Source organism: Leclercia adecarboxylata, from assembly GCF_023639785.1.
Classification (GTDB): domain Bacteria; phylum Pseudomonadota; class Gammaproteobacteria; order Enterobacterales; family Enterobacteriaceae; genus Enterobacter; species Enterobacter adecarboxylatus_D.
The window spans coordinates 476008-501392 of sequence record NZ_CP098325.1; the positions used below are offsets into that span (position 1 = coordinate 476008).

Below are 25385 nucleotides of genomic sequence, written 5' to 3' on the forward strand. Positions count from 1 at the left end.
CGGGCAGCCCTGCGGTGCCCGGCGGATAACATCAGCTCTGCAGCCACCATACCGCTTCAAAGGGGCGCAGGGTCATGGCGCCAGGCTGCGGTGACACCTCGGCATAGTTGCTCATCACCACCTGCCAGTTGCCGTCCACCGACTGCGGCTGCCACGGCTGGCACTCGCGGCTCAGGTTCGCCGCCACCATCAGCGTCTGGCCCTGCCACTGGCGGCGATAGCACCACAGCGACGGGTGATCCGGGAGCAGATCCTGATAATCTCCCCATGTCAGTACCGGCAGGGTTTTCCGCAGCTGAATAAGCGCCTGGTAGGTGTAAAACACCGAGCCGGGATCGGCCAGCGCCGCCTCGACGTTGATCCCCTCTGCGTTATCGGCCAGCGCAATCCACGGCTCGCCGGTGGTGAACCCGGCATTCGCAGAGGCATCCCACTGCATCGGCGTGCGGCTGTTATCGCGGGATTTACTCGCGAGGATGGCCAGCAGTTCGTCGGCATCCCGTCCCCGGGTACGCTGTTCGGCGAACATATTGTGGCTCTCCACGTCGCGGTAATCGGTGATGCGGCTGAAGTGCGGGTTGGTCATGCCAATCTCTTCACCCTGATAGATGTAGGGCGTGCCCTGCATGCCGTGCAGCACCATCCCCAGCATCTTCGCCGCCGGGACGCGGTACTCGCCCTCATCGCCAAAGCGTGAGACGATGCGCGGCTGATCGTGGTTACACCAGAACAGCGCGTTCCACGCCCGGTTGTGCATGCCCTGCTGCCAGTGGCTGAACAGCGCTTTTAGCGCCACATAGTCCGGTTTCGCCAGGGTCCACTTCTCGCCGTTGGGATAATCCACCTTCAGGTGGTGGAAGTTAAAGGTCATCGACAGCTCGCGCCCGTCGAGCGCCGCGTACTGCTGGCAGTGGGCAAGGCTTGTAGAGGACATCTCGCCCACCGTCATCAGGTTGCGCGGGGTAAAGACATCCCGGCTCATCTCCTGCAGATAGTCATGGATGCGTGGCCCGTCGGTATAGAAGCGACGACCGTCGCCGATCTCATCCTCCGGGAAATCCTGATCTTTCGACACCAGGTTGATGACGTCGAGACGCAGGCCGTCCACGCCGCGATCGGCCCAGAATTCGCACACCTTTTTCAGCTCGGCGCGCACCTGCGGGTTCTCCCAGTTCAGGTCCGCCTGTTCCGGGGCAAAAAGGTGCAGATAGTACTGCTCGCTCTCGGCATGCCAGCGCCAGGCGTTGCCGCCAAACTTGGAGCGCCAGTTGTTGGGCGCCTGCTCCGGGGTGCCGTCGCGCCAGATATAGAACTCCCGGTACGGGCTGGCTTTATTGAGCGACTCGCGGAACCACGCGTGCTGGGTGGAGGTATGGTTAAACACCATATCCAGCACGATGCGGATCCCGTGTTGATGGGCTTCGGCCACCAGCGCGTCGAAGTCGTCCAGCGTGCCGTAGGCGGGATCGATGCTGACGTAGTTCGCCACGTCGTAGCCGTTATCCACCTGCGGAGAAATATAGAACGGCGTCAGCCAGAGGGCGTCAACGCCAAGGGTTTTGAGGTAGTCGAGACGCGACGTCACGCCGCGCAGATCCCCGGTGCCACGCCCGGTAGTGTCCTGGAAGCTCTTCGGGTAGATCTGGTAGATGACGCCGTTTTGCCACCAGTGAGGAAGGGTATTCATCATGCGTTCCTGCAAATGCGAAGGGGGCGCAACTGCGCCCCGAAGAAGATTAAACGGCCTGCAACGCGCCCTGACGGTGCTTGCGTTGATAGACAACGGTGGTCAGCGCCATCGGGACGATGATCGCCACGGCCATGGCCAGAGAGAACACCTGCCAGTACGTCGGCTGAATGGAGAGGATGCCCGGCAGGCCGCCGACGCCAATGCCGTTGGCCATCACGCCGTTCAGGCCGCACAGCAGGCCCGCCAGCCCGGAGCCGATCATCGCGCACAGCATCGGGAAGCGGTATTTCAGGTTGATGCCGTACATCGCCGGTTCGGTGACGCCAAGGTAGGCGGAGATGGCCGCCGGCACCGAGATTTCACGCTCGTTATGCTTGCGGCTGACCAGAATAATGCCGGTGACCGCCGAGGCCTGGGCAATGTTCGACAGCGCAATCAGCGGCCATACCGGCGTGCCGCCGAGGCTCTGAATCATCTGCATATCAATGGCCAGGGTGGTCTGATGCACGCCGGTGATCACCAGCGGGGCATAGAGGAAGCCAAACAGCGCGGCGCCAATCGGGGCGAAGCTGCCGGTCATCAGGTGACGCACCGCATACGCCACGCCGTCGCCAATCAGGCGGCCAAACGGACCGATAAAGGCGTGGGCGAGGAACACGGCGAGGATCAGGGAGCACACCGGCACCACCACCAGATAGAGGTAGTCCGGCACCATGCGCTTGAGGCGGGTTTCAATCATCCCCAGCGCCAGGCCAGCCAGCAGGGCCGGGATCACCTGCGCCTGATAGCCCACTTTGGCGATAGTAAACAGACCAAAGTTCCACACCTCGGGCACCTGCTGTCCAAGTAAGTAAGCGTTCATTAACTGCGGAGAGACCAGCGTCACGCCCAGCACGATGCCCAGAATCGGCGTACCGCCCATTTTGCGCACCGCCGACCAGCAGATCCCCACCGGCAGATAGAAGAAGATGGCCTCGCCAATCAGCCACAGGAAATCATAGATGCTCTGCAGCGCCGGATACATCTGAGCCAGGGTTTTGCCGCCGCTCATCGGCACATCACCAATCACGTTACGGAAGCCGAGAATAAGCCCCCCGCTGATCAGCGCCGGCAGCAGCGGGAAGAAGATCTCCGCGAAATGTGAAATGAGCTGTTCATGCCACTTCATATTCTGGCGCGCCGCTTTTTTCGCCTGCTCTTTATCAGCAGATGAGTGGCCGGTGGTCGCCAGCAGTGCCTTGTAGTAGTCGCCCACTTCGGTGCCGATCACCACCTGGAACTGTCCGGCGTTGGTGAAGCAGCCTTTCACCATCGACAGATCTTCGATGGCTTTCGGGTCGGCTTTGGCCGGGTCGTTTAACACAAACCGCAGGCGGGTGATGCAGTGGCTGACCGTGGCGATATTGTCACGTCCGCCAACCAGCACGATCAGCTGGTCGATATCCGTTTGTTTTACTTTGCTCATCATGAAACCTCATGACACTCGTTCAGGGGGAGGAAGATAACTGACGGCAAGCCTACTCTTTCGCATTCATTACGAAAATGGGAACGTTCCCGAAACCGGGCGAGGATCACAATAAAGCGTTTTTTAACGCTCAGGAAAGGGTGGCGGGAATGACGATCTGGCGCGGTTTGCTGCGGCCGTTAATCTGCTCAATCAACTGCATCGCGGCCTGGCGGCCGGAGTTGGCGTAGCCCGGATCCACGGTGATGATCTCCGGGTGGAGGAACTTCATCAGCGGCGTGTTGCCCACGCTTGCCAGCTGCAGGCTATCAATACGCTGTTCTTGTAAGTACTTACTTGCGCCCAGAGCCAGGGTATCCGTGGCGCAGAGCAGCGCGGTAGTCTGTGGCATCAGCACGTCGGCCACTTTTTCATAGCCCTGCTTCATGCCCAGGCCGGGCAAGGCGGCCACGGCGGGCAGCCCGTGCTGCTTGCAAAAGGCGAGGTAGGCGTCATGTCGGCGCTGGCCGGTGGTGACGTCGCTGTGGGGCACCCCGAGATAGCTGATATTACGATGGCCGCTCTCATACAGGCGCTGCATCAGTATGTGGATCGCCCCTTCATCGTCATAGCATACCGAGGCAAACCCGCGGGCATCGCGCGCCATCAACACCAGCGACGACTGCCACGAGGTAAGCATCTCCTCAGTGATGCCGGTAAAGCCAAACAGCACCACGCCGTCGATATTGCGACGCTTGAGCATGCCGAGATGCTCTTCCACCATCTGCGGCGAAAACTGGCTCTCCATCATGATGGGATCGTAGCCCTGCTCGTAGAAGGCGGGAAGCATGGTCTGAACGGCCAGGTTCTCTGACAGCGAATCCAGACGGGTAAGGATGATCGCCACCACTTTGTCGCTCTGCCCACGCATGGCGCGCGCCGAGCGTGAAGGAGAGAAGCCGTGCTGATTCATTACCGCCTCGACGCGCTCGCGCGTGCGCTGGCTGACACCACTTTCGTTATTCAGCACCCGCGAGACGGTGGATTTACCCACGCCGCTCAGACGGGCAATGTCTTTAATGGTGAGGCGGTTCTGCATGCTTTATATCCTGTTATGCATCAATGAAATAATCAGTAAGCCTAAATCGGGTATCGCGTTGTGCAATGGGCAATGTCTGGTTTACGTTTGGTTTAATGCCCGGGCGGTATCATACCGCCCGAATTGTCACGAACGGTATGGCTAAAACACGATACTGCGCGCCGACTTCCCTTTTTTTACTTACCGGAGGCTGTATGGATCCCGATCCCACCCCTCTCCCGACAGGGAGAACCCCTTCACGCCGGTAAGCCTGTACTCACTGTCTTACCGGATGCGTAAGGCAGTGACGTTTCATACGTCCCTGCATAACTGATATCGCCGCTCAGGCGTGGCTTTGTCACGTCTGATGGTAAAAACTGCGCCCGTTTTCTGCGGGTGCGGGGGACTTGTTATGTTCAAAAATTTCACCCAACTGCTGTTTACCCGGCTGAGCCGTCACCTGCCGCGTCGTCTGGTGCAGCGAGCGCCCATGGCAACCGGTAAAACCGACACCGCGGTTCCCGGCGCCCTTGCCGCCCACTGCCTGCGGGTAGCCGCGATGGACGAGCCTGCCCTGTGGCGGACGTTCGGCAGCCACCCGGAAGGGCTGACCGCCGCCGAGGTTCAGGCGACCCGCGCCCTTCACGGCGACAACACCATCCCGGCGCAACAACCGGCCCGCTGGTGGGTTCATCTGTGGAGCTGCTACCGCAATCCTTTTAACCTGCTGCTGACGGTGCTGGGGGTTATCTCCTATGCCACCGAAGATCTGTTTGCCGCCGGGGTGATCGCCCTCATGGTGGGCATCTCCACGCTGCTGAACTTCATTCAGGAGGCCCGCTCAACCCGCGCGGCGGATGCCCTCAAGGCGATGGTCAGCAACACCGCCACCGTTCTGCGCACCCTTAACGACAAAGGCGAAAGCGGCTGGCAGGAGGTGCCCATTGACCAGCTGGTGCCGGGGGATCTGGTTAAGCTGGCGGCCGGGGACATGATCCCGGCGGACCTGCGCATTCTCCAGGCCCGGGACCTGTTCGTGGCGCAGGCCTCGCTGACCGGGGAATCCCTGCCGGTGGAGAAAGTCGCCCACAGCCGCGATCCGCAGCAGGACAATCCGCTGGAGTGCGACACCCTGTGCTTTATGGGCACCACGGTGGTCAGCGGCACCGCGCAGGGGATGGTTATCGCCACCGGGGGTAACACCTGGTTTGGACAGCTGGCCGGGCGCGTCAGCGAGCAGGAGAGCGAACCCAACGCCTTCCAGCAGGGAATTGGCCGCGTCAGCATGCTGCTGATCCGCTTTATGCTGGCGATGACCCCCGTCGTGCTGCTGATTAACGGCTACACCAAAGGCGACTGGTGGGAGGCGGCGCTGTTTGCCCTCTCGGTGGCGGTGGGACTCACCCCGGAAATGCTGCCGATGATTGTCACCTCGACGCTGGCGCGCGGGGCGGTAAAACTCTCGAAGCAAAAAGTAATCGTTAAGCACCTCGACGCCATCCAGAACTTTGGCGCGATGGACATCCTCTGCACCGATAAAACCGGCACCCTGACCCAGGACAAGATCGTGCTGGAGCACCACACCGACGTCTCGGGCAAGGTCTGCGAGCGGGTGCTGGAAACCGCGTGGCTGAACAGCCACTACCAGACCGGGCTGAAGAACCTGCTCGACGTTGCGGTACTGGAAGGGGTGGATGAGGCCGCCGCGCGCACGCTGTCAACCCGCTGGCAGAAAGTGGATGAGATCCCCTTTGATTTTGAGCGCCGCCGCATGTCGGTGGTGGTGAGCGAAGAGCAGGGCGTGCACCTGCTCATCTGCAAAGGGGCATTGCAGGAGGTCCTGAATGTGTCGACCCAGGTGCGGCATAACGGCGAGATTGTTCCGCTGGACGAGAGCATGCTGCGGCGCATCCGGCGCGTCACCGACAACCTAAACCGTCAGGGGCTGCGCGTGGTCGCGGTTGCCAGCAAGTTTCTGCCGGAACGCGCCGGGGATTATCAGCGCATCGATGAATCCGATCTGATCCTCGAGGGTTACATCGCCTTCCTCGATCCACCGAAAGAGACCACTGCCCCAGCGTTGAAAGCGCTGAAAGAGAGCGGCATTACGGTGAAAATCCTGACCGGCGACAGCGAGCTGGTGGCGGCGAAAGTGTGCCGTGAAGTGGGCCTGGACGCGGGCGAGGTGGTGACGGGCAGCGAGATTGAAGCGCTGACTGACGACGCGCTGGCAAACCTTGCGAAGCGCACCACGCTGTTCGCGCGCCTGACTCCGATGCACAAAGAGCGCATCGTCACCCTGCTGAAACGCGAAGGGCACGTGGTGGGCTTTATGGGGGATGGCATCAACGATGCGCCCGCCCTGCGTGCCGCGGATATCGGTATTTCAGTGGACGGGGCGGTGGATATCGCCCGGGAAGCGGCGGATATCATTCTGCTGGAGAAGAGCCTGATGGTGCTGGAGGAGGGGGTGATCGAAGGCCGCCGCACCTTCGCCAACATGCTCAAGTACATCAAAATGACCGCCAGCTCCAACTTCGGTAACGTTTTCAGCGTGCTGGTGGCGAGCGCGTTTCTGCCGTTCCTGCCGATGCTGCCGCTGCATCTGCTGATCCAGAACCTGATGTACGATCTCTCTCAGGTGGCGATCCCGTTTGATAACGTCGACGAGGATCAAATCCAGAAGCCGCAGCGCTGGGATCCGGCAGAACTGGGTCGTTTCATGCTTTTTTTCGGCCCGATCAGCTCCATCTTCGACATTCTGACCTTCTGCCTGATGTGGTTCGTGTTCCACGCCAACACCCCGGAACAGCAGACCCTGTTCCAGTCCGGCTGGTTCGTGGTCGGGCTGCTGTCGCAAACGTTGATTGTGCATATGATCCGTACCCGGCGCATTCCGTTCCTCCAGAGCCGCGCCGCATGGCCGCTGATCCTGATGACCGGCCTGGTGATAGTGCTCGGTATCGCGCTGCCGTTCTCGCCGCTGGCAGGCTACCTGCAGCTGCAGGCCCTGCCGCTCAGCTACTTCCCGTGGCTGGTGGCGATCCTCGCCGGGTATATGGTGCTGACGCAGCTGGTGAAAGGGTTCTATAGCCGTCGATATGGGTGGCAGTGAAAATTCTGCCCCTCACCCTAACCCTCTCCCCACAGGGGAGAGGGGACTGCAAGGAGCCGTTTTTTCTCCCTCGCCCCTTTGGGGAGAGGGCCGGGGTGAGGGGCTCCGTTTTCTCCCAAATTCAACAACCTGTGATCTCCATCATCCGCCGCGCTTGACGACAAATTGAACGCATGTTAACAGAATGTTTTGCCTTTTTTCGGCCCGTCAAATAAGGAACATTCATGTTACGGTACAGCCTCTTAACCGCCGGGCTTATGCTCGGCTTTTTCGCGTTTGCCGCTCCGGCAGGCGATCTCCCCCTGATGCCCTGGCCTGCGAAGGTTGAACGGCCTGCCACCCAGGGGACGCTGGTCATCAACAATACTTTCCAGGTGAGTGTTTCCGGGGACGATCTCGGCGATGCGGTCACCCGCCTGCGCCAGCGCGTGGCGCTGCAAACCGGCTGGACGCTCCAGCCCCAGGCCGACAAGCCGGAAAAACCGACCGTTACCATCGCCATCGCCCGCAAAGTGGCCCCGCTACCGAAACCGGACAGCGATGAAAGCTATAAGCTCACCGTCGACGCCAGCGGGGTGAACATCACCGCTAACACCCGTTTCGGTGCGCTGCGGGCGATGGAGACCCTGCTTCAGCTGATCCAGAACGGTCCGGAGAACACCTTCCTGCCATGGATCGCCATTGAGGATGCCCCGCGCTTCCCGTGGCGCGGCCTGCTGCTCGATTCCGCCCGCCACTTTATTCCGCTGGAGGATATCAAACGCCAGATTGACGGCATGGCGGCGGCGAAACTCAACGTGCTGCATTGGCACTTAACCGACGATCAGGGCTGGCGATTTGCCTCGAAGCGCTACCCGAAACTGACCCAGCTTGCCAGCGACGGGCTGTTCTACACCCAGGATCAGATGCGCGACGTGGTGCGCTACGCCGCCGCGCGTGGCGTTCGCGTGGTGCCGGAAATTGACATGCCCGGCCACGCCTCGGCCATCGCGGTGGCCTATCCGGAGCTGATGAGCGCCCCGGGGCCCTACGAGATGGAGCGTCACTGGGGCGTGCTCAAGCCGGTGATGGATCCCACCAAAGAGGCCACCTACACCTTTGCCGGGGCGATGATCGCCGAACTGGCGGCGATCTTCCCGGATCCCTATCTGCACATCGGCGGCGATGAGGTGGACGACAGCCAGTGGAAAGCCAACCCGGCCATCCAGCAGTTTATGCGCGACAACAAGCTGGCCGACAGCCACGCGTTGCAGGCGTACTTCAACCGCAAGCTGGAGACGATCCTCGAGAAAAACCAGCGTCAGATGGTGGGCTGGGATGAGATCTTCCACCCGGATCTGCCGAAAAGTATTCTGATCCAGTCCTGGCAGGGGCAGGACGCGCTGGGCGAGGTGGCAAAAAAAGGCTACAGGGGGATCCTCTCCACCGGCTTCTATCTCGATCAGCCTCAGTACACTGCCTATCACTACCGCAATGAGATCGTGCCCCAGGGGCTGAACAATGTGGACGTCATTACCGACAGCGACAGCGCCCAGAGCTGGTCATTCACCCTGCCGCGCCTGAAGGGCAGCCCGGTGGAGGGCAGCTTTACGCTGGTAAAAGGTGACGCGGGCTGGCGCGGATTTATTGATTTTAAAGGCAAATCCCGGCGGGCGGTGCAGGATATCGAATGGCGCAGCGACAATCAGGTGACCTTCACCGTCGACACCTGGATGGGGGAGACCCGCCCGGTGGTGACGGTGAAAGACGACAAGATTGACGGCTATTTCCTGCTGGGCAACAGCCGTTACCCGGTGACGGGCCAGCGGCTGGACGCGGTGCCGGAAGGGATCGCCCCGGCGGTGCCGGATGCCAGCCAGCAGGCCAATCTGCTGGGCGGCGAGGCGGCGCTGTGGGCAGAAAACGTGGCGGCGCCGGTGCTGGATATCAAGCTCTGGCCGCGGGCGTTTGCGGTGGCGGAGCGGCTGTGGTCGGCGCAGGAGGTAAACGACATCGACAACATGTACACCCGCCTGCAGGCGATGGACAGCTGGTCGACGGTGTCGGTGGGGCTGCAGCAGCATGCCCGCCAGCAGGTACAGTTCACGCGCCTGGGTAACACCACCGACACGATGGCGCTGAACATCCTCGCCCAGGCCCTGGAGCCTGCCCAGTACTACACCCGTAACCATCTCAAGTTCCAGGCCGGGAATTACGATCTCTTTGAGCCGCTGAACCGCCTGGCCGATGCGCTGTCGCCGGAGAGCAATACGGTGCGGCAGATGAACCGCTGGGTTGAACGGCTGGTGAGCGATGCCGAAGACAGCGAAAGCGCGGAGGCGCTGCGCCATCTGTTTACCCGCTGGCAGACCAATACCCCGGACGCGCTGGCGCTGGCCGAAAACAGCTATCAGCTGAAAGCGCTCAAGCCGGTGATTCAGACGGTAGATAAACTGTCGACGATTGGGCTGCGCTTAACGGATCTGGTGGCGCGTCAGGGAACGCTGGATGATACGGAGATTGCGTCGATTCAGGCCGAGCTGGATAAGGCGGCGCAGATTCAGGATGAAGTGGTGATTGCGGCGGTCTATCCGCTGGAGAAACTGCTGCGCGCGACGCGCAATCAGTAAAAAAACGCCGGGTGGCGGCTTCGCCTTACCGGGCCTACAAAAACCTGACCGTAGGCCGGGTAAGGCGAAGCCGCCACCCGGCAAACAGATCGCACAGACCTGTTTACCGGGCATCAGGATGCCTTATTTTTTCAGGGTCCACGCCATGGTCCAGTGGGAACCTACACCTGGTTCGAACTGGTTAGCGCCTGGTGCGTACTGTACGCAGTAGCCGCTGTATGGCGCTTTCTTACACTGGTAAGTTTTGCCATTTTTCGGCTGCAGAACCACGGTGCCTGATTTGTAGGAGGCGATATTCTGCGGGTAGGTGTACTGGTAGTCACCTGCAGGGGTGGTATCCGTGCCAGAGGCTTCATTTTCCAGCATCATGTCAATCACGTCCTGCGCGAACAGTACGCCATCTTTGTTGGTCGCGTAGTATTTCAGCATGTGGTGACCAGCAGTGACGTCAGACAGGTTCATGGTCACGTCCTGGTTGGCGTTGTTCATGTCCTGCTTCACGTAACCTTTTTCAGCACCGGCGTGGTTCATCACACGCGCTTCCAGGTTTACATCACCCTGGGTGTTCACGTGGAAGGTCACGGTTGCAGCGCCATTTTTGATTTTGCTGAACTGCACGTTGGTGACAGCGATATCTTCGCTGGCCTGAGTCTGCTGCTCTTCATAAGAGATAGCGACAGATTTCAGGGTGCTGCCGTCTTTCACGTAGACGTTGTTCACGCCGTGAGCCGGGTTAACCACACCGCTTTCATCTTTCACACCGACACGCACGTCGCTGTGTGCAGCGTTAATCGCCTGCGCCAGATCGTAAGACCACTGGCTTGCCTGACCCTGGGATGCAGAGGAGATGGTCAGTTCGGTGCGCATGGAGGTCACTTCGCCGTTGGCATCAAAGAAGCGAGCGATAACTTTGTCGCCTGCGTTGATGTTGTTACCAGAGATCTGGCCATCCAGCGTTTTGGTCCACTCGGATACGACTGCCGGGGTTTCGTCGTCTGGAATGACGTTGCCGCCGTTACCGAAATCAACGTCAATTGCCTGGTAGAAGCTATTAGTGGTATCCGCAATTTCCCATACCGCGTAAATAACCTGGTAGCCAGTACGCTGAGGAACATTACAGGTCATATCCTGACGCTGAGCAGGTGCCTGGCCATTACCGTTAACGGTACAGAAAGGCGTGGATTCAAATTGATCGCGGGTCAGCGGTTTATTTGGATTCCAGTCTTGCTTGGTAATATACCAGCGCCAGTTGGTGGTTTTATGTGGTGCAGTGTGGAACCAGGTAAATTTATTTGGGCCAGCAGTAATAGGTGTTTTAGTCCAGGCATTCAGGCTCTGGCGATCCAGCTGGGAATATTGGGAAATACCGGCGGAAGCCAGCTGACCATCCGGCGGCAGGGCGCCAGTAGGGAAGCCAGAAGTACGTTCAACGCTCTGTGGTTCATATTGAACAGTACCGCAGTCGATATTTTTACCCAGCTTACACATATAAGCGCGGCTGGCTGGAGATTCTACATAACCGTGAGCTAAAGCCGAGGAAGCAACCGTGAGTGTGGCAAGTGCCAGTGCAATTTTAGACAGTTTCATTTTTTATTCCATTAAAGGGGGATCAATTCGTTTTGGGCGTGACTAGTGTTGTCCGGAATAAAAAATTAGTCATTTCAAGCTGCGATGAAAAATAATAGTGAAAATACTTGAAGGTTATTTCGCTCTGTGTATTCACCCAATAAAAAAGGCAGCCCAGGCTGCCTTTTGCTTTTCAAAATCAATAATTAGCGGCGCACGGCAATCGCTTCGATTTCGATTTTCACGTCTTTGGGCAGACGCGCCACTTCCACGCAGGAGCGCGCCGGGAAGCCCGCATTATTCTCGGTGAAGAAGGCTTCGTAGGTAGCGTTAACGGTGGCGAAATCGTTGAGATCTTTGACGAACACCGTCGTTTTAACGATATCGCCCACTTTCAGGCCAGCGGTTTCAACGATCGCTTTGACGTTTTCCAGCGACTGACGCGTCTGAGCGGAGACGTCTTCCGGCACTTCACCGGTTTTTGGGTTTACCGGGATCTGGCCGGAGGTGATGATCATGCTGCCAAGATCAACACCCTGAACGTATGGGCCGATAGCTGCAGGTGCATTTTCCGTCGCGAGTACTTTGGTCATGATTTCTCCTGAATAACAGCGTTATGAATAGTCCCGGCCATTATAGAAAGCCGGGAATGCATTGCCACCTCAATTAGTTGGCCAGCACCACATTATGTGAAAACTCTTTTTCACAGTATTTGCATTTAAGTGCGATGTCATTGGCGCGTTTTTTCACTGCAAAACTGGAGTTTACCGGCTCAGCATGGCTGATGCAGTTGCTGTTCGGGCAGACCAGCACGCGCTCAATGCGCTCCGGCAAGCTCGGACGGGATTTACCCACCACTTCGTAGTCGTCGATACGGTTGACGGTCGCTTCCGGGGCATACAGCGACAGCTGGTTAACCTGCTCGTCGGTCAGGAAGGTGTTCTCGATTTTAATCAGGTCTTTACGGCCCATCTCGCCGGAAGGCAGGTTCAGACCGATGGTGATGCGCTGGTCGGTTTCGGTCAGTTTGAACAGGGTCAGCAGCTTAAAGCCCACCTGCGCAGGGATGTGGTCAATTACGGTGCCGCGTTTGATGGCTTCGACCTGGAGTTTGTTATCGTGTGTCATTGTCATTTCCCCTTACAGAACTAAATCGCGATTCAGAACCAGTGCCAGTAACGCCTGGCGGGCGAAGATGCCGTTCCCGGCCTGCTGGAAGTACCAGGCGTGCGGCGTTTTATCCACGTCGGTGGTGATCTCATCGATACGCGGCAGCGGGTGCAGCACCTTCATGTTGCTGCGCGCGCCTTCAAGGTCGCTGGCGCGCAGGACGAACTGCGCCTTAACGTTGGCGTACTCCGACGGATCCAGACGCTCTTTCTGCACGCGGGTCATATAGAGAATATCCACGTCGCCCATCACCTCTTCGATACTGGCGTGCAGGCTCCACGGAATGCCTTTCTCATCGAGCATATCGAGGATGTACTGCGGCATCGCCAGCGCGTCCGGGGCGATAAACAGGAAGCGGTTGCCGTTGAACTTCGCCAGCGCCTGGGTCAGGGAGTGGACGGTACGGCCATATTTCAGGTCCCCGACCATGGCGATGTTCAGGTTCTCCAGCCGTCCCTGGGTCTCCTGGATGGTGAACAGATCCAGCAGGGTCTGGGTCGGATGCTGGTTAGCCCCGTCACCGGCATTCAGCACCGGCGTACCGCCGGAAAACTCGGTTGCCAGACGGGCCGCACCCTCCTGCGGGTGGCGCATCACGATGGCGTCGACGTAGGTGCCGATCACCGAGATGGTGTCCGCCAGGGTTTCGCCTTTTTTGCCGAGCGAGGTGTTGCTGCTGTCGGAGAAGCCGACCACGCTGGCGCCCAGGCGGTGAATGGCGGTCTCAAACGACAGGCGGGTACGGGTGGAGGCTTCAAAGAAGCAGCTGGCGATCACCTTGTGCTTCAGCAGCTCCGGTTGCGGATGGGCTTTCAGTTTTGCCGCGGTCGCCAGAACCAGCTCCAGCTCTTCACGGCTGAGGTCGTTGATGGAAATGATGTGTTTTTGATAAAGCGGATTCATTTTTATCTCCTGACGCCGGGCAAAAAAAAGCCCCTCAAATGAGGGGCTTCTGGAATAGGGATCGCAACGGGAAGAAAAACGGCAGGCCAGCGTCTGATTGAAGACGCGCTGGGGCACTCTGTCGTACATGTTTGAGCATGCTTCCTCCTGGCAAATTGTGGGGCATTATACGCAGCCTGAATCATGGATCAAGCGAATAATGCACACTTTACGCAGCGAAAACGGTTGGGCATGCATGGTTATGCGCAAGAGCAAATCCCCGCTAAAAAGTGGTGGTATGGCAGCTGAAATTCTCGTATAAAAGTTGAAAATGAAACGATGTTTTATATTGAGGATTTAAAGATGATCGTTGGTAACATTCACAACCTCCAGGCCTGGCTGCCACAAAAACTGCGTCAGGCGATCGAACACGTTAAAGCGCACGTGACAGACGCCACGCCGACCGGCAAACACGACATCGACGGCAACAACCTGTTCTGTCTGGTCTCCGAAGACATGACCCAGCCGTTTGCCGAGCGTCGCGCGGAGTACCATGCCCGCTATCTGGACATTCAGATCGTGCTTAAAGGCCAGGAGGGGATGACCTTCAGCACCCTGCCAAACGGCACGCCGGACACCGACTGGCTGGCGGACAAAGACATCGCGTTCCTGCCGGAAGGCGAGCAGGAAAAAACCCTTGTGCTGAGTGAAGGGGATTTTGTGGTCTTCTACCCTGGCGAAGTCCACAAGCCGCTGTGCGCGGTGGGCAACCCGGCGCAGGTGCGCAAGGTGGTTGTGAAGATGCTGGTGGGGTAAATACCCCTCAACCCTCACCCCTCACCCTAACCCTCTCCCCATAGGGGAGAGGGGACTGCACGGTGCGGTCTTTTCCCCCTCGCCCCTTTGGGGAGAGGGCCGGGGTGAGGGGAAAATAATTTGTGATCCAGCTTAAAAAAACCGCACTCCCTCCTTTTTCCGCATTGTCCTTCGCTTTCACCGCGTTCTAGTATGATCGTTAAATAAAAGAACACTGTTCTATAATGTAGAACAAAACGAATCAGCAAGGAGATCTCATGCCGCAGACCGTGCAGTTTTCGGGGATTATTCCCCCTGTCTCCACCATTTTTACCGCCGACGGAAAGCTGGATAAACCGGGCAGCGCCGCGCTCATCGACCACATGATCGACGCCGGCGTCGATGGCCTGTTCTTCCTGGGCAGCGGCGGCGAGTTTTCCCAGCTCAATACCGCAGAGCGCAAAGCGATCGCTGAATTCGCCATCGCCCACGTGAACCGTCGCGTGCCGGTGCTGATCGGCACCGGGGGCACCAACGCCCGGGAAACCATCGAGCTGAGCCAGCACGCCCAGCAGGCCGGTGCCGACGGCATCGTGGTGATCAACCCCTACTACTGGAAAGTGTCTGAAGCGAACCTGATCCGCTACTTTGAACAGGTGGCCGACAGCGTGACCCTGCCGGTGATCCTCTATAACTTCCCGGCGCTGACCGGGCAGGAGCTGACCCCGCAGCTGGTTAAAACCCTGGTCGACTCCCGGAGCAATATCGTCGGGATCAAAGACACCATCGACTCCGTGGCCCACCTGCGCAGCATGGTGCTGACCGTGAAAGCGGCCCACCCGCAGTTTGTGGTGCTGTGCGGCTACGACGATCACCTGTTCAACACCCTGCTGCTGGGCGGTGACGGGGCGATCTCCGCCAGCGGCAACTTTGCGCCGCAGGTGTCGGTCAGGCTGCGACAGGCCTTCCGCGACGGCGACCTGGCCCGGGCGGCGCAGTATCATCAGACTCTGCTGCAAATTCCGCAGATGTATCAGCTGGATACGCCGTTTGTGAACGTCATTAAAGAGGCGATCGCCCTCTGCGTTCAGCCGGTCTCCACCCATGTGCTGCCGCCAGCCGGTCCGCTGGACGACGCGCGCAAGGCGCAGCTCAAAACGCTGCTGCAACAGCTCAAGCTCTGCTGAAGCCGGAAGGTCACGATGTCGATAGAAACCATTTTTACCCCGCAGGATGACGCCTTCTATTCGGTGATCACCCACGCGGCCGGGCCGCAGGGGGCGCTGCCCCTGACCCCGCAGATGCTGATGGAATCCCCCAGCGGCAATCTGTTTGGCATGACGCAAAACGCCGGAATGGGCTGGGATGCCAATAAGCTCACCGGCAAAGAGGTGCTGATTATCGGCACCCAGGGCGGGATCCGCGCGGGGGATGGCCGCCCGGTGGCGCTGGGTTACCACACCGGCCACTGGGAGATTGGCCTGCAGATGCAGGCGGCGGCAAAAGAGATTACCCGCAACGGCGGGATCCCTTTTGCCGCGTTCGTCAGCGATCCCTGCGACGGCCGTTCCCAGGGTACCCACGGGATGTTTGACTCCCTGCCATACCGCAACGATGCGGCGATCGTGTTTCGCCGCCTGATCCGCTCCCTGCCCACGCGCCGGGCGGTGATTGGCGTGGCCACCTGCGACAAAGGCCTGCCCGCCACCATGATCGCCCTGGCCGCGATGCACACTCTGCCCACCATTCTGGTGCCGGGCGGGGCCACGCTGCCGCCGACGTTCGGCGAAGACGCCGGGAAGGTGCAGACCATCGGGGCGCGTTACGCTAACCATGAACTCTCTTTGCAGGAAGCCGCCGAGCTGGGCTGCCGGGCCTGCGCCTCGCCGGGGGGCGGCTGTCAGTTCCTCGGCACCGCAGGCACCTCCCAGGTGGTGGCCGAAGCCTTGGGCCTGGCGCTGCCGCACTCGGCGCTGGCGCCGTCAGGCCAGGACGTGTGGCTGGAGATCTCCCGCCAGTCCGCCCGGGCGGTATTTGAGCTGGATAACCGCGGGATCACCACCCGGGATATTCTCACCGACAAAGCGATTGAAAACGCGATGGTGATCCACGCCGCGTTTGGCGGCTCCACCAACCTGCTGCTGCACATTCCGGCCATCGCCCACGCGGCGGGCTGCGCTATTCCGGACGTGGAGCACTGGACCCGGATCAACCGCAAGGTGCCGCGGCTGGTGAGCGTCCTGCCGAACGGGCCGGATTATCACCCGACGGTGCGGGCGTTCCTTGCGGGCGGCGTGCCGGAGGTGATGCTCCATCTGCGCGATCTCGGCCTGCTGCATCTGGATGCCATGACCGTCACCGGCCAGACGGTGGGAGAAAACCTCGACTGGTGGCAGAGCTCTGAACGGCGGGAACGCTTCCGCCAGTGCCTGCGCGAGCAGGACGGCGTAGAACCTGACGACGTGATCCTGCCGCCGGAACGCGCTAAAGCCCGCGGGCTGACCTCCACGGTGGCCTTCCCGATGGGCAACATCGCGCCGGAAGGCTCGGTAATCAAGGCCACGGCCATCGATCCCTCAGTGGTGGGTGAAGATGGCGTCTACCGCCACACCGGCCGGGCACGGGTGTTTGTCTCAGAAGCCCGGGCGATCAAGGCGATCAAAAACGGCGAGATCGCCCAGGGCGACATCATGGTGGTGATCGGCGGCGGCCCCTCCGGTACCGGCATGGAAGAGACCTACCAGCTGACTTCAGCGCTGAAGCATATCTCCTGGGGTAAAACGGTATCGCTGATCACCGATGCCCGCTTCTCGGGCGTCTCTACCGGGGCCTGTTTTGGTCACGTTGCCCCCGAGGCGCTGGCTGGCGGGCCGATTGGCAAGCTGCGGGACAACGACATCATCGAGATTGTGGTGGATCGCCTTGCCCTGACCGGCAGCGTCAACTTTATCGGCACGGCCCAGGCACCGCTCACCCCGCAGGAGGGGGCGATGGAGCTGGCACGTCGCGAACCGCACCCTGAACTGCATGCCCATGAATTTTTACCGGACGATACGCGCCTGTGGGCGGCGTTACAGTCGGTGAGTGGCGGCACCTGGAAAGGCTGTATTTACGACACGGATAAAATCATCGAGGTAATTAACGCCGGTAAAAAAGCACTCGGGATTTAATTATATTTATCACGCCTGTCGCCTGCGGAAAGTATTCCGCGGGCGGCTTTGTTGTTTTTGTTATTGGTGATTTAAAACAATTACTTATGTTATTTCGATGGGTATCACAAAAGCAAAATAACGTAATTCAGAAACAAGATATGACCATTGTTGGTTAATTGAACAGCTCATTACACTCTATTAACACGATGTTGTGAATTCAGCACACTAAATAAGGGTGTATTTCTGATGATGCAATTAACCATGAAAGATAAAATTGGCTACGGGCTGGGTGACACCGCCTGCGGCTTTGTCTGGCAGGCGACCATGTTCCTGCTCGCCTATTTCTACACCGATGTGTTTGGCCTGTCGGCCGGGATTATGGGCACGCTGTTCCTGGTGTCCCGCGTGCTCGATGCGGTAACCGACCCGCTGATGGGGCTGCTGGTGGACCGCACCCGCACCCGCCACGGCCAGTTCCGCCCGTTCCTGCTGTGGGGGGCGATCCCGTTTGGTGTCGTCTGCATGCTCACCTTCTACACCCCGGATTTCTCGGCCAACGGCAAAATTATCTACGCCTGCGTCACCTACATCCTGCTGACACTGGTCTATACCTTCGTTAACGTGCCGTACTGCGCCATGCCGGGGGTGATCACCGCCGATCCGAAAGAGCGCCACGCCATGCAGTCCTGGCGCTTCTTCCTGGCGGCGGCAGGATCGCTGGCGATCAGCGGCATTGCCCTGCCGCTGGTGGGGATCATCGGCAAAGGTAACGAACAGGTCGGCTACTTCGGTGCGATGTGCGTGCTGGGGCTCTGCGGCGTGGTGCTGCTGTACGTCTGCTTCTTCACCACCAAAGAGCGCTACACCTTTGAGGTGCAGCCGGGCTCGTCGGTCAGAAAAGATCTCAGACTGCTGCTCGGCAACAGCCAGTGGCGGATCATGTGTGCCTTCAAGATGATGGCCACCTGTTCCAACGTGGTGCGCGGCGGGGCGACGCTCTATTTCGTGAAGTACGTGATGGACCACCCGGAGATGGCGACCCAGTTCCTGCTCTACGGCAGCATCGCCACCATGTTTGGCTCGCTCTGTTCTTCGCGCCTGCTGGGCCGTTTCGACCGGGTAAAAGCCTTCAAGTGGATCATCGTTATTTACTCCCTGATCAGCCTGCTGATCTTCTTCACCCCGGCCGAACATATGGCCCTGATTTTCGCCCTCAACATCCTGTTCCTGTTCGTCTTTAATACCACCACGCCGCTGCAGTGGCTGATGGCTTCCGACGTGGTGGATTACGAAGAGAGCCGCAGCGGCCGTCGTCTGGACGGGCTGGTGTTCTCCACCTACCTGTTCAGCCTGAAGATCGGCCTGGCGATTGGCGGCGCGGTGGTGGGCTGGATCCTGGCGTACGTCAACTACTCCGCCAGCAACAGCGTGCAGCCGGTTGAGGTGCTCACCACCATCAAAATTCTGTTCTGCGTGGTGCCGGTGGTGCTCTACGTGGGCATGTTCACCATGCTGTCGTTCTATAAGCTCTCGGATGCGCGGGTGGAAGCCATCAGCAAGCAGTTGCTCAAGCATCGCGCGGCCCAGGGGGAAGCGATCCCTGAGGCAGCAACGGCGGCATCTCATTAAGCAGGAGGCACTATGTACACCATTACCAACCCGATTCTGACTGGCTTCAACCCGGATCCGTCGATGTGCCGTCAGGGCGAGGATTACTACATCGCCACCTCGACCTTTGAGTGGTTCCCGGGCGTGCGCATCTACCACTCCCGGGACCTGAAGAACTGGCGGCTGGTGAGTACCCCGCTGGATCGCGTATCGATGCTGGATATGAAGGGCAACCCGGACTCCGGCGGCATCTGGGCGCCGTGCCTGAGCTACGCCGACGGGCAGTTCTGGCTGCTCTATACCGACGTGAAGATCGTCGATTCCCCGTGGAAAAACGGGCGCAACTTCCTGGTGACCGCCCCCTCCATCGAGGGGCCGTGGAGCGAGCCGATCCCGATGGGCAACGGCGGGTTCGATCCCTCGCTGTTCCACGACGACGATGGCCGCAAATACTATATCTACCGCCCCTGGGGGCCGCGCCATCACAGCAACCCGCATAACACCATCGTGATGCAGGAATTTGATCCGCATACCCGCACCCTGTCGGCGAAGCGTAAAACCCTCTTCACCGGCACGCCGCTGTGCTACACCGAAGGGGCGCATATCTACCGTAAAGAGGGTTGGTACTATCTGCTGGTCGCTGAGGGCGGCACCAGCTATGAGCACGCGGTGGTGGTATTACGGGCCAGAAACATCGACGGGCCTTACGAGCTGCACCCCGATGTGACGATGATGACCAGCTGGCACCTGCCGGAAAATCCGCTGCAAAAAAGCGGCCACGGCTCGCTGCTCCAGACCCACACCGGGGAGTGGTACATGGCCTATCTCACCAGCCGCCCCCAGCGCCTGCCGGGCGTTCCGCTGCTGGCCTCCGGCGGGCGAGGATATTGCTCCCTGGGGCGTGAGACGGGGATCTCGCGCATCGAATGGCGCGACGGCTGGCCTTACGTTGAAGGGGGCAAACATGCCCAACTGACGGTGCCAGGCCCGCAGATGACCGAGTGCGCAGCCGTGGTGCAGGCCGACTGGCGGGACGACTTCGACGGCGAGCGTCTCGACCCGGAGCTGCAGACGTTGCGTATCCCGTTCGACGATTCCCTCGGCTCTCTGCGGGCGCGTAAAGGCTTTTTGCGCCTGTACGGCAACGACTCCCTTAACTCGACTTTTACCCAGTCCACCGTGGCGCGCCGCTGGCAGCACGTCGCGTTTCGCGCCGAGACGCGCATGGAATTTTCACCGCGTCACTTCCAGCAGAGCGCGGGCTTAACCTGCTACTACAACAGCAAAAACTGGAGCTACTGCTTTGTTGATTATGAGGAGGGGCAGGGCAGAACCCTGAAGGTGATCCAGCTTGACCACAACGTGCCGTCATGGCCGCTGCACGAGCAGCCCATCCCGGTACCGGATGAGGCGCAGAGCGTCTGGCTGCGGGTGGATGTCGATCGTCTGGTCTACCGCTACAGCTACTCCTTTGACGGCGAGACGTGGCACAGCGTGCCCGTGACGTACGAGGCGTGGAAGCTGTCCGATGACTATATCGGCGGGAGAGGGTTCTTCACCGGGGCCTTTGTCGGGCTGCACTGCGAAGACATCAGCGGCGACGGCTGCCACGCTGACTTCGACTACTTCACTTACGCGCCGGTATAAGGGTTCAGGCCGGGTAGCCCAGCGCGCGTGAGAGCTGGCGCCCGGCCTCCTGCAACTGCTCGCGAAAGCGGGCCAGCTCGTCGTCGTTCACGCGGGAGGTTAAGGTGGAGAGGCTCAGGGCGGCAATGACCCGGGACTCATGGTTACGCACCGGGACCGACACGCAACGCACCCCCTGTTCGTTCTCTTCGCTGTCCAGGGCATAGCCCTGCTCGCGGGTTTGCGCCAGCGCGGCCAGCAGCGCCTCGCGGGAGGCCAGCGTCGCCGGGGTAAAAGTGGTGTACTGATAGCCCTCAAGGAGGGTGTCCAGCTCGGCGTCGCTCAGCCAGGCGATCAGCACTTTGCCGATGGCGGTGGCATGCACCGGCAGGCGGCGGCCAATGCGCGAGTAGGCGATGGCCGCCAGCTTGCCTTCAATCTTCTCGATATAGACCCCTTCGCGCCCGTCCAGAATGCCCAGATGGGTGGTCTGCCCGGTGCGCTCTGACAATTCCGTCAGAAAATGCTTCGCTTTCTGGCGGATATCCATGGTGCTCACCACAAAGTGACCGCGTTCAACCAGCTTCATGCCGGGGCGATATTTGCCGTTCTCCGGGTTCTGATCGATATAGCCGTGCAGCTGTAGGGTTTTGAGAAGCGAGTGAAGGGTGCTTTTACTCAGGCCCATCTGTTTACTGATGTCGGTGATTTTAAGTTCCGTCGCCTGTTCGTTAAACAGATCGAGGATCTGCAGGGCACGTTCAACAGATTGAATAATAGGCATAAGATCGGCATATCCGCGCTGAAATCAGGGCAAAAAAGTACCCTTTTTACGCTGAAAAATCAATCGACACGGGAAGCGGTCAAACTATTCCTGACGGAGGAATTTGACTTAAGTAAAAGTTTAGACTTATTGACCTTAATAAAAAGGATAGGCTGTGCCTATTACCACATTTTCATTGTTCTTTTACACTTATTTACCGTATGGCTTTCCGCTCTTTGCACCGTTTGTTTAAAGGTATTTTGATGACCGCTTCTAAGACATGGATTACTTTAGGCACTATTGCCAGCCCGGCCACCGGAACCTTATTTTCGAAAATTCTGACTCAGCATAATCATACTTATATTCTCTGGTATAACGGCGACCAGCTCTTTAAACCCGGAGATCAGATAAAAGTTTGTCATAACCGTTTACGGGTGAATGACACGCTATGCGATATACATATTATACAGATCGATAAATACAGCCACACCCTGTGGCGCGTGATGCACAATATGTCCAGCTGCCCCGGCCATCGTGACCCTGAGAGCAAGAGGTGTGAGGTACCGGTAAAATGTATCTTTAAAAAATGCCCTTACGGCAAGGAACGGGTAACGACAAAGTAATCATCCGCTGAACTATTTAGTCGGCAAGCAGATAATAAGAGCATTACTCCGAACGGATAATATAAATATCAGGAGGGTCGACCCCTCCCGCTATTTAATCTGTTTACTACCAGAGGTTATTCACCCAGGGTGGCGACCATCACCGCCTTAATGGTATGCATGCGGTTTTCCGCCTGGTCAAACACGACGCTGGCCGCAGATTCAAATACTTCGTCCGTCACTTCCATCCCGCCGTGCAGATCGAACTCTTTCGCCATCTGTTTGCCGAGCGTGGTCTGATCGTCGTGGAACGCCGGCAGACAGTGCAGGAACTTCACCTCCGGGTTACCGGTGAGCGCCATCATCCGCGCATTCACCTGATAGCCACGCAGCAGGGCGATACGCTCCGCCCACTTCTCTTTGGCTTCACCCATCGATACCCACACGTCGGTGTAGATAAAGTCTGCGCCCTTCACGCCCGCCGCCACATCTTCCGTCAGGGTGATCCTGCCGCCGTTCTTTTCTGCCAGCGCGCTGCACTCTGCCACCAGGCTCTCTTCCGGCCAGCAGGCTTTGGGCGCAACCAGACGCAGATCCAGCCCGGTGAGCGCCGCCGCTTCCAGCATTGAGTTACCCATGTTGTTACGCGCATCGCCGGTATAGACCAGCACCATCTCGTTAAAGGCTTTGCCCGGCAGGTGCTCCTGCATGGTGAGCAGGTCCGCCAGCAGCTGTGTCGGATGGAACTCGTTGGTCAGGCCGTTCCACACCGGCACACCGGCGAATTCCGCCAGGGTTTCGACAACCTCCTGGCCGTGGCCGCGATACTGAATGCCGTCGTACATCCGGCCCAGCACCCGCGCGGTATCTTTAATTGACTCTTTATGCCCAATCTGGCTGCCGCTCGGCCCTAAATAGGTGACGCGTGCGCCCTGGTCAAATGCGGCAACTTCGAAAGAGCATCGTGTGCGGGTCGAGTCTTTTTCGAAGATGAGCGCGATATTTTTGCCAGTAAGCTTCTGTACTTCTGTGCCTTTTTTCTTATCGGACTTCAGCTGTGCAGACAGGGCAAGCAGAGAGGAGAGCTGTGCAGGGGTAAAATCGAGCAATTTCAGGAAGTGTTTTTTATACAGTTCAGACATTTTATCCTCACATGGCAAAGGCCACTTATTGAATTAAAATTCACTTTATAAGTATTAATATTCACTTGCAACCCCGTTTCACAAATCTTTCTTACAAAGGTGGAGGCAAACACATCCGTGTGTGAAAATAGAAGTATCTGCCGCACTTTAAAGAGGAATGAGCCATGGCAAACCCAGAACTGCTGGAAGAACAGCGCGAAGAGACGCGACTGATTATTGAAGAACTGCTGGAAGACGGCAGCGATCCGGATGCGCTGTACACCATCGAGCATCATTTCTCTGCGGATGATTTCGAAGCGCTGGAAAAGCTGGCGGTTGAAGCGTTCCGCCTGGGTTACGAAGTGACGGAGCCGGAAGAGCTGGAAGTGGAAGAGGGCGACACCGTCATCTGCTGCGATATCCTGAGTGAAGGCGCGCTGAAGGCAGAGCTGATCGACGCCCAGGTTGAACAGCTGATGAACCTCGCCGAGAAGTTTGAAGTGGAATACGACGGCTGGGGCACCTACTTCGAAGATCCGAACGGCGAAGAGGGTGACGAAGACGACGAAGATTTCATCGACGAAGATGACGACGGCGTGCGTCACTAAGTGTTATTTGCGGCAGCTTCGGCTGCCGCTTCAGGAAAAATAATGGATTACCCGCAGATACTCGCCCCTGTTTTAAACTTCCTCCAGTGTCCGACCCCGCAAGCGTGGATTGATAAAGCCCGCGACCCGGCGAACCTGCCGCTGCTGCTCACCGACCATATGGTGTGCGAGCTCAAAGCCGCCCAGACCGCGCTGTTATTAGTGCGCAAATACGTCGCCGACGAGAGCGGTGCCGACGCGCTCCTCGAGTGGCTCAAACCCTACGAAGCCTTTACCTTCCGCGAAGGCCCGGAACCGGACTTTGTCGCCCTGCACAAACAGATTGGCAAAAGCGTGATGCCGAAGACCGACGATCCCTGGGGTCAGGCGCTCATCGACAGCATGGTGCTGCTGATTAAAGAGGAGCTGCACCATTTCTGGCAGGTGCGGGAGGCGATGCTGATGCGTAACATTCCCTACGTCAAAATCACCGCCAGCCGCTACGCTAAAGGGATGCTGAAAGCCGTGCGCACCCACGAGCCGCTGACGCTGATCGACAAGCTGATTTGCGGGGCCTATATCGAAGCGCGCTCCTGCGAACGCTTCGCCGCGCTGGCGCCATTCCTCGATGAGGATTTGCAGAAGTTTTACCTGTCGCTGCTGCGCTCCGAGGCGCGGCACTATCAGGACTATTTGCGTCTGGCGCAGCAGGTGAGTGATGACGACATCACCCCACGCGTGAAGCTGTTTGGCGAGGTGGAGGCAGAGCTTATCTTATCGCCCGACACCGAGTTCCGCTTCCACAGCGGGGTGCCGGTTTAATAACAAAAGGCAGGGAATGATGAAAAAGGGTTTACGTATCGCCATCGCCGTGGTGGTGGGGATGGTGGCAGCAGGCTGGTTTTATCGCGACAACGCGCCCAGCACCGAACAGCAGCTGGATACCGCGCTGAGCAGCATGCCGGTGTGGCAGGTTATCAAGGAGCAGGAGCCGGCGTTCCGCAAGCAGGTGCAGGACGAGATGCTGGCCCTGCAAAAAGCGGGTAAAAACGAACAGCAGATTATCGACACCCTGCAGCCAAAGATTCTGAAGCTGCAGATGGCGCGCCTGCAAACCGCCCCGGACGCCAACGTGGTGGCCTATATGAAGCTCAACATGGAGCAGACCGCCGCCATGCAGAAGGTGAGCGATGACAGCTGCTTCCGCTTCCTGTACCCGGATGTGAAGGGGGGCGTTAACCCGATGCGTCTGCTGGATAAAGAGCTGATGCAGCGCCGCATGCAGGCCGACGTCGACATGATGCGTGCCGCCGTCGGGCCGGATAAACACACCGTGACGCCGCAGGAGATCAAGCAGGCCGAAACCGATGTGGTGCCGATTGTCCAGAAGCTGACGACGAAGTACGGGGACGATATCGAGCTACTGCAGGCCCCGCAAAAAGGGAAGGGCAAAGAGAAGCAGAGCTGCGACCTGGTGCAGGATCTGTGGAACAACGTGCTGGCCCTGCCGGAACCGAACGCCGCCGGGCTGATACGCTATGCGGTGTCGGACCTGTAAGGGCGGAGTGGGTTACGCT

Annotated in this window: 22 protein-coding genes; 11 read left to right on the top strand and 11 right to left on the bottom strand. The window is 58.8% G+C overall.

Annotated elements, in window-relative coordinates; translation table 11 throughout:
* Positions 1-31: 31 nt before the first annotated feature.
* The 3 genes from treC to treR all read right to left on the bottom strand — a co-directional run bounded on the left by treC (position 32) and on the right by treR (position 4233).
* Complete coding sequence (gene treC / locus NB069_RS02270; RefSeq protein ID WP_250587398.1) at positions 32-1687, bottom strand: alpha,alpha-phosphotrehalase; 1656 nt, start codon at positions 1685-1687, stop codon at positions 32-34.
* A 49-nt stretch (positions 1688-1736) separates the two neighbouring features.
* Positions 1737-3155: a PTS trehalose transporter subunit IIBC gene (treB, locus tag NB069_RS02275; protein ID WP_250589435.1), complete on the bottom strand. Its 1419-nt coding sequence runs from the start codon at positions 3153-3155 to the stop codon at positions 1737-1739.
* 130 nt (positions 3156-3285) lie between these two features.
* Positions 3286-4233 (bottom strand): trehalose operon repressor TreR, encoded by a 948-nt coding sequence (gene treR / locus NB069_RS02280; protein WP_250587400.1) that lies wholly within the window; start codon positions 4231-4233, stop codon positions 3286-3288.
* Positions 4234-4624: 391 nt separating this feature from the next.
* Between treR and mgtA the strand changes: the two genes are divergently transcribed.
* Positions 4625-7327, top strand: coding sequence for a magnesium-translocating P-type ATPase (gene mgtA / locus NB069_RS02285; RefSeq protein WP_250587402.1), 2703 nt, complete (start codon positions 4625-4627; stop codon positions 7325-7327).
* 224 nt (positions 7328-7551) lie between these two features.
* On the top strand, positions 7552-9936 hold the full coding sequence (locus tag NB069_RS02290; RefSeq protein ID WP_250587404.1) for a beta-N-acetylhexosaminidase: 2385 nt from the start codon (positions 7552-7554) through the stop codon (positions 9934-9936).
* 123 nt (positions 9937-10059) lie between these two features.
* Here the strand turns inward: NB069_RS02290 and gbpA are convergent, their stop codons facing one another.
* The 5 genes from gbpA to NB069_RS02315 all read right to left on the bottom strand — a co-directional run bounded on the left by gbpA (position 10060) and on the right by NB069_RS02315 (position 13714).
* On the bottom strand, positions 10060-11523 hold the full coding sequence (gene gbpA / locus NB069_RS02295; RefSeq protein ID WP_250587406.1) for an N-acetylglucosamine-binding protein GbpA: 1464 nt from the start codon (positions 11521-11523) through the stop codon (positions 10060-10062).
* Between the two features lie 185 nt (positions 11524-11708).
* On the bottom strand, positions 11709-12095 hold the full coding sequence (ridA, locus tag NB069_RS02300; protein ID WP_250587408.1) for a 2-iminobutanoate/2-iminopropanoate deaminase: 387 nt from the start codon (positions 12093-12095) through the stop codon (positions 11709-11711).
* Positions 12096-12168: 73 nt separating this feature from the next.
* The gene (gene pyrI / locus NB069_RS02305) at positions 12169-12630 is read right to left on the bottom strand and encodes an aspartate carbamoyltransferase regulatory subunit (protein WP_250587410.1); all 462 of its coding nucleotides are present in this window, start codon (positions 12628-12630) and stop codon (positions 12169-12171) included.
* Positions 12631-12642: 12 nt separating this feature from the next.
* Positions 12643-13575: an aspartate carbamoyltransferase gene (pyrB, locus tag NB069_RS02310; protein WP_250587412.1), complete on the bottom strand. Its 933-nt coding sequence runs from the start codon at positions 13573-13575 to the stop codon at positions 12643-12645.
* A gap of 34 nt (positions 13576-13609) precedes the next feature.
* Complete coding sequence (locus tag NB069_RS02315) at positions 13610-13714, bottom strand: pyrBI operon leader peptide (protein ID WP_250587414.1); 105 nt, start codon at positions 13712-13714, stop codon at positions 13610-13612.
* Positions 13715-13917: 203 nt separating this feature from the next.
* Between NB069_RS02315 and NB069_RS02320 the strand changes: the two genes are divergently transcribed.
* The 5 genes from NB069_RS02320 to NB069_RS02340 all read left to right on the top strand — a co-directional run bounded on the left by NB069_RS02320 (position 13918) and on the right by NB069_RS02340 (position 20756).
* Entirely contained in the window at positions 13918-14370 is a 453-nt protein-coding gene (locus NB069_RS02320; RefSeq protein WP_250587416.1) for a YhcH/YjgK/YiaL family protein, read from the top strand.
* Between the two features lie 257 nt (positions 14371-14627).
* Positions 14628-15536, top strand: a complete 909-nt coding sequence (locus NB069_RS02325) for a dihydrodipicolinate synthase family protein (RefSeq protein WP_250587418.1) — start codon at positions 14628-14630, stop codon at positions 15534-15536.
* Positions 15537-15551: 15 nt separating this feature from the next.
* The gene (gene yagF, locus NB069_RS02330; RefSeq protein WP_250587421.1) at positions 15552-17519 is read left to right on the top strand and encodes a xylonate dehydratase YagF; all 1968 of its coding nucleotides are present in this window, start codon (positions 15552-15554) and stop codon (positions 17517-17519) included.
* 228 nt (positions 17520-17747) lie between these two features.
* Positions 17748-19130, top strand: a complete 1383-nt coding sequence (locus NB069_RS02335; RefSeq protein WP_250587423.1) for an MFS transporter — start codon at positions 17748-17750, stop codon at positions 19128-19130.
* A 12-nt stretch (positions 19131-19142) separates the two neighbouring features.
* On the top strand, positions 19143-20756 hold the full coding sequence (locus NB069_RS02340; RefSeq protein WP_250587425.1) for a glycoside hydrolase family 43 protein: 1614 nt from the start codon (positions 19143-19145) through the stop codon (positions 20754-20756).
* Positions 20757-20760: 4 nt separating this feature from the next.
* Here NB069_RS02340 and NB069_RS02345 read toward each other — a convergent pair whose 3' ends face one another.
* Positions 20761-21519 (bottom strand): IclR family transcriptional regulator, encoded by a 759-nt coding sequence (locus NB069_RS02345; RefSeq protein WP_250587427.1) that lies wholly within the window; start codon positions 21517-21519, stop codon positions 20761-20763.
* Positions 21520-21761: 242 nt separating this feature from the next.
* Between NB069_RS02345 and NB069_RS02350 the strand changes: the two genes are divergently transcribed.
* Complete coding sequence (locus NB069_RS02350) at positions 21762-22121, top strand: hypothetical protein (RefSeq protein WP_250587429.1); 360 nt, start codon at positions 21762-21764, stop codon at positions 22119-22121.
* A gap of 116 nt (positions 22122-22237) precedes the next feature.
* Here NB069_RS02350 and argF read toward each other — a convergent pair whose 3' ends face one another.
* Positions 22238-23242, bottom strand: a complete 1005-nt coding sequence (gene argF / locus NB069_RS02355) for an ornithine carbamoyltransferase (RefSeq protein ID WP_250587431.1) — start codon at positions 23240-23242, stop codon at positions 22238-22240.
* Positions 23212-23517 carry a putative translational regulatory protein ArgL gene (gene argL / locus NB069_RS22595; protein ID WP_405023070.1) on the bottom strand — a complete coding sequence of 102 codons (306 nt, stop codon included), beginning with the start codon at positions 23515-23517 and terminating at the stop codon, positions 23212-23214. The genes argF and argL overlap by 31 nt, the downstream gene beginning before the upstream one ends.
* On the opposite strand from argL, the gene rraB reads away from it, so the two are divergent.
* Genes rraB through NB069_RS02375 form a run of 3 tightly spaced genes read left to right on the top strand, consistent with a single transcriptional unit; the run spans position 23407 to position 25366 of the window.
* Entirely contained in the window at positions 23407-23829 is a 423-nt protein-coding gene (rraB, locus tag NB069_RS02365; protein ID WP_103178050.1) for a ribonuclease E inhibitor RraB, read from the top strand. The genes argL and rraB overlap by 111 nt on opposite strands.
* Before the next feature lie 42 nt (positions 23830-23871).
* The gene (gene miaE / locus NB069_RS02370) at positions 23872-24630 is read left to right on the top strand and encodes a tRNA isopentenyl-2-thiomethyl-A-37 hydroxylase MiaE (protein ID WP_250587433.1); all 759 of its coding nucleotides are present in this window, start codon (positions 23872-23874) and stop codon (positions 24628-24630) included.
* A 16-nt stretch (positions 24631-24646) separates the two neighbouring features.
* The gene (locus NB069_RS02375; RefSeq protein ID WP_434543601.1) at positions 24647-25366 is read left to right on the top strand and encodes a topoisomerase II; all 720 of its coding nucleotides are present in this window, start codon (positions 24647-24649) and stop codon (positions 25364-25366) included.
* Positions 25367-25385 lie beyond the last annotated feature (19 nt).